This window comes from Streptomyces sp. (assembly GCF_019510245.1).
GTDB lineage: Bacteria > Actinomycetota > Actinomycetes > Streptomycetales > Streptomycetaceae > Streptomyces.
The window spans coordinates 1-3,397 of sequence record NZ_JAEKKT010000001.1 but is presented as its reverse complement, the minus strand read 5'-3'; the positions used below and the strand labels follow the sequence as shown (position 1 = coordinate 3,397).

Below are 3,397 nucleotides of genomic sequence, written 5' to 3'. Positions count from 1 at the left end.
GGTCCGCAGCACGTACCGGTCAACAAGACGGCGGCGCAGGCGAGGGTCCGGCGCGTGGCCGCGGACTGGCGGCTGGAGGTGCGCGGGCCGCGGCCGTTCACCCTCGGGCTGGCCGAGCTGGAGGCGGGTGCGACCACGCAGGCCGACCTGCCGATTGCCTGCGTCGAGGGCTGGTCGGTGGACGCCCGCTGGCACGGCCTGCCGCTGCTCGACCTCGTGCGCCGCGCCGGCGGGAACGCCGATTCGACCGTGTACGTGCATTCGTTGCAGGCGCACGGCGCGTACTCGCACTCGCTCATCGACGGGCCGCAGCTCGCCGGCGCGCTACTGGCGACGCACCTCAACGGCGAGCGGCTCGACCTCGACCACGGGTACCCGGTGCGACTGATCGCGCCTGACCGGGCCGGTGTGCTCAACACGAAATGGCTGGCCCTGGTGGAGGTCCGATGAGCGTGACCCGGTGGTTGATCGGCAGCGCCGGCGTCGTCCTCATCGGCTGGGGCGCGTTGCGACTGCTCACCGAGATCCCGGACGGAGACCTCGTTGCGCTGGCCATCTGGCTGGCGGTCGCCGTGGCGGTGCACGACGGCGTGCTGGCGCCACTGACTGCCCTCGCCGGGGCCATGATCAACCGGTTCGTCCCCGGCCGGCTGCGCCGATTCGTGAGCGGTGCTCTCGTTGCCGGCGTGGGGATCACCGCGATCTCGATCCCGTTGTTGCTGCGCGAGAACACCCAGCCGGCCGCCAAGGCGCTGCTCCGCCAGAACTACGCCGTGCACCTTGCGTGGCTGTGGGTGATCATCGGCGGGACGGCCGCCGGGCTGTACGTCGTTCGGATCGTCCGCGACGCCCGGGCTACCCGCGGGCGATGACGGCGAACGGGCGGCCGCCGGCCGTCCACGTCTCGACCACCCGCGCACGGGCGGCCGTGGCGTAACCGGCAAGGGCGTCGATGCCGACCTGCGCCCAGCCGAACTCGGGACCGGTGGGCCGGCCGCCGTCGACGGCGAAGCGGACCTGCAGCTGCTCGTCCCGCGCCGGGTCGGGGTGGGCTTCGACGATGAGCCGGCCGCTGGCCGCGAGCAGACCGACCAGCCGGGTCAGCAGCCGAACCGGGTCGCCGCCGATCCCGACGTTGCCGTCCATGACCAGCACCGTGGGCCAGCGTCCCGCGCCCGGCACGTCGCCGAACACGTCCCGCAGGAGGGCCGGGTGGCCCGCTCGGCGGGTCAGGGCAACGGCGCCCTCGGCGATGTCCACGCCGAGCGCCGGCACGCCGCGAGCGGTGAGCGCCGCGACGAACCGGCCGGGGCCGCAACCGACGTCCAGCACCGGGCCCCGGCACCGATCCAGGACGGTCGTGTCGGCCGCGTCGGTGCCGCCGAGCCACCGCCCGACGTCGAGGTGGACGAGCTCGCCGACGTGCGTGCGCAGGCGCAAGGGGGCGGCCGAGCGCAACGCCGCCTCGTAGGGCGCGAGGGCGCCGAACTCCATCAGGCCGGCACGGCGACGGGCGGTGCGACCGCGGCGAAGACCGCCGCGAACCGAGTGCTAGGCGCGACGGCGGCCACCGCCCGCGCCGAGTCGATGGTGTCGACGTCGGTGCGTGGCGGCAGGAGCTGGACGCGCAGGCCGAGACGGCGCAACCGGGCCAGCTGCACGACGCCGGTGTGCTCGGTCGACATCGGAACGCCGTGCACCGCGGCGGCGGCCTGTGCGGGGTCGCGCAGGCCGATCGCCCAGTACCCGCCGTCCGGCGCCAGACCGAGTGCGGCGTCGAATCGGCGCGGGTCGAACGCCGCCAGGTCGGCGGGCTGCAGCTGCGGGGTGTCCATCCCGACGAGCAGCGCCGGCCCGTGCGCCGCCGCCAGTGCCGCCGCCAGCCGGACGTCCAGGCCGCCCGCCGGCTGGGTCACGGTGTCCCAGCCGCGCCGTTGCCAGCCGGCCGCGTCGCCGGCGAACGCGAGCACCCGCCGTCCCGCCGGCGTCCGATCCACCACGTCGAGCGTGTCGTGCAGCGCCGCGGCGGCGATGCGAGCGGCGTCGCTGGCCGTGAGGGGCGGGACGAGCCGGGTCTTCACGTAACCGGGGCGAGGCTCTTTCGCCAGCACGATGAGGGTCAGTGCCTCGCTCATGCGGAGAGCACCGCTCTCGTATCGCGCACGGCCTGTACCTTGCCGCGGAGCGTCCCGGTGACCTTCGATCGGCCGATGCGCGGTGCGTACGGCACGTCCCGCCCGACGATCCGCCAGCCGGCCGCGGCGGCGCGCACCACTGTCTCGACCGGGTACCCGCTCCGCCGGTCGGCGATCCCGAGAGAGAGCAGTGCTTCCCGCCGCGCCACCCGCAGCGGCCCGACGTCCCGGAGCCGGGCACCGGTGCGTCGCCGTACTCGACGGGCGAGCTCGGCGTTGGCGGCGCGCAGCGTAAGCGGATAGGCGCCGCGCCCGGCGGGCACCCGCCGGGCGACGACGAGATCCGCACCGGCTCGCAGATCGTCGAGGAACGCCAGGGCGAGAGCCGGGTCGAGCGACGCGTCGCAGTCGCAGATGGCGACGAACTCGGCGGTCGCGGCAAGCAGGCCCGCGTGGCAGGCGGCGCCGTAGCCCGGCTGCGCGCAGGGCACGACGCGGGCGCCGAGATCGCGGGCCAGCTCACCCGAGCCGTCCGTCGAGCCGTTGTCGACGACGATGGCGCGGGCGCCGGCCGGGATCCGCGCGAGCACCCACGGCAGTGCGCCCGCCTCGTCCAGGCAAGGCAGCACGATCTCCAGCGTCACCTCGGGTGTCACCCCAGTGACGCTATGGGCGGTGATCGGCTGGTGACCCTTACGAAGCCATGACGGCAGCGTCCGCAGCGTGGGCCAGCTCGCCGATGCCGTCGCCGAACTCCACGACCGGCCGCCAGTCGAGCTCCTCCCGAATGCGAGCCGAGTCGGCGGTCAGGTGCCGAACGTCGCCGAGCCGGTAGTGGCCGGTCGTCTCGGGTGGCGGACCGCCGATTGCCGACGACAGTGCGGCCGCCATCTCCCCGATCGTCCGCGGCGTTCCCGAGCCGACGTTGTAGGCGCGGAAACCGTGATCGTGGCTGAGTGCGGCGACCGTCGCGGCGGCGACGTCCCGGACGTGCACGAAGTCCCGCCGCATCCGGCCGTCCTCGTTGACGCGGGGCGCCTGCCCCGCCCGCAGAGCCGACAGGAAGATCGCCGCCACCCCCGCGTACGGAGTGTCCATCGGCAGCCCGGGCCCGTAGACGTTGTGATAGCGCAGGGCGGCGACCGCACCCCCGGTCGCGCGGGCCCAGGCGGCCGCGAGGTGTTCCTGACCGAGCTTCGTCGCGGCGTAGGCGTTGCGCGGATCGGCGGCGGCGTCCTCGTCCACCGACGCCGGCTCGAGCG

6 protein-coding genes are annotated in these 3,397 nt (G+C 74.8%); 2 read left to right on the top strand and 4 right to left on the bottom strand.

Features of this window, described 5'->3' with window-relative positions; all coding sequences use genetic code 11:
• Together JF597_RS00030 and JF597_RS00025 are read left to right on the top strand one after the other, a co-directional pair.
• Window positions 1–450, top strand: a 450-nt coding sequence (locus JF597_RS00030) for a molybdopterin-dependent oxidoreductase (RefSeq protein ID WP_293986435.1), incomplete at its 5' end; no start/stop codon positions are given.
• On the top strand, window positions 447–872 hold the full coding sequence (locus JF597_RS00025) for a hypothetical protein (RefSeq protein ID WP_293986433.1): 426 nt from the start codon (window positions 447–449) through the stop codon (window positions 870–872). The genes JF597_RS00030 and JF597_RS00025, both read left to right, overlap by 4 nt.
• Here the strand turns inward: JF597_RS00025 and JF597_RS00020 are convergent.
• The 4 genes from JF597_RS00020 to JF597_RS00005 all read right to left on the bottom strand — a co-directional run.
• Entirely contained in the window at window positions 856–1,494 is a 639-nt protein-coding gene (locus JF597_RS00020; RefSeq protein WP_293986431.1) for a class I SAM-dependent methyltransferase, read from the bottom strand. The two genes, JF597_RS00025 and JF597_RS00020, sit on opposite strands and share 17 nt — an antisense overlap.
• Complete coding sequence (locus JF597_RS00015) at window positions 1,494–2,135, bottom strand: DUF2064 domain-containing protein (protein ID WP_293986429.1); 642 nt, start codon at window positions 2,133–2,135, stop codon at window positions 1,494–1,496. Before JF597_RS00015 ends, JF597_RS00020 begins: the two co-directional genes overlap by 1 nt.
• Window positions 2,132–2,791 carry a glycosyltransferase family 2 protein gene (locus JF597_RS00010; RefSeq protein WP_293986427.1) on the bottom strand — a complete coding sequence of 220 codons (660 nt, stop codon included), beginning with the start codon at window positions 2,789–2,791 and terminating at the stop codon, window positions 2,132–2,134. Before JF597_RS00010 ends, JF597_RS00015 begins: the two co-directional genes overlap by 4 nt.
• 37 nt (window positions 2,792–2,828) lie before the next feature.
• Window positions 2,829–3,397, bottom strand: a 569-nt coding sequence (locus JF597_RS00005; protein ID WP_293986425.1) for an NAD(P)-dependent oxidoreductase, incomplete at its 5' end; no start/stop codon positions are given.

Excerpts from the sequence above, each read along its gene's own strand:
- JF597_RS00025 (WP_293986433.1), top strand. The coding sequence starts at position 447 with ATGAGCGTGACCCGGTGGTTGATCGGCAGCGCCGGCGTCGTCCTCATC.
- JF597_RS00020 (WP_293986431.1), bottom strand. The coding sequence starts at position 1,494 with ATGGAGTTCGGCGCCCTCGCGCCCTACGAGGCGGCGTTGCGCTCGGCC.
- JF597_RS00015 (WP_293986429.1), bottom strand. The coding sequence starts at position 2,135 with ATGAGCGAGGCACTGACCCTCATCGTGCTGGCGAAAGAGCCTCGCCCC.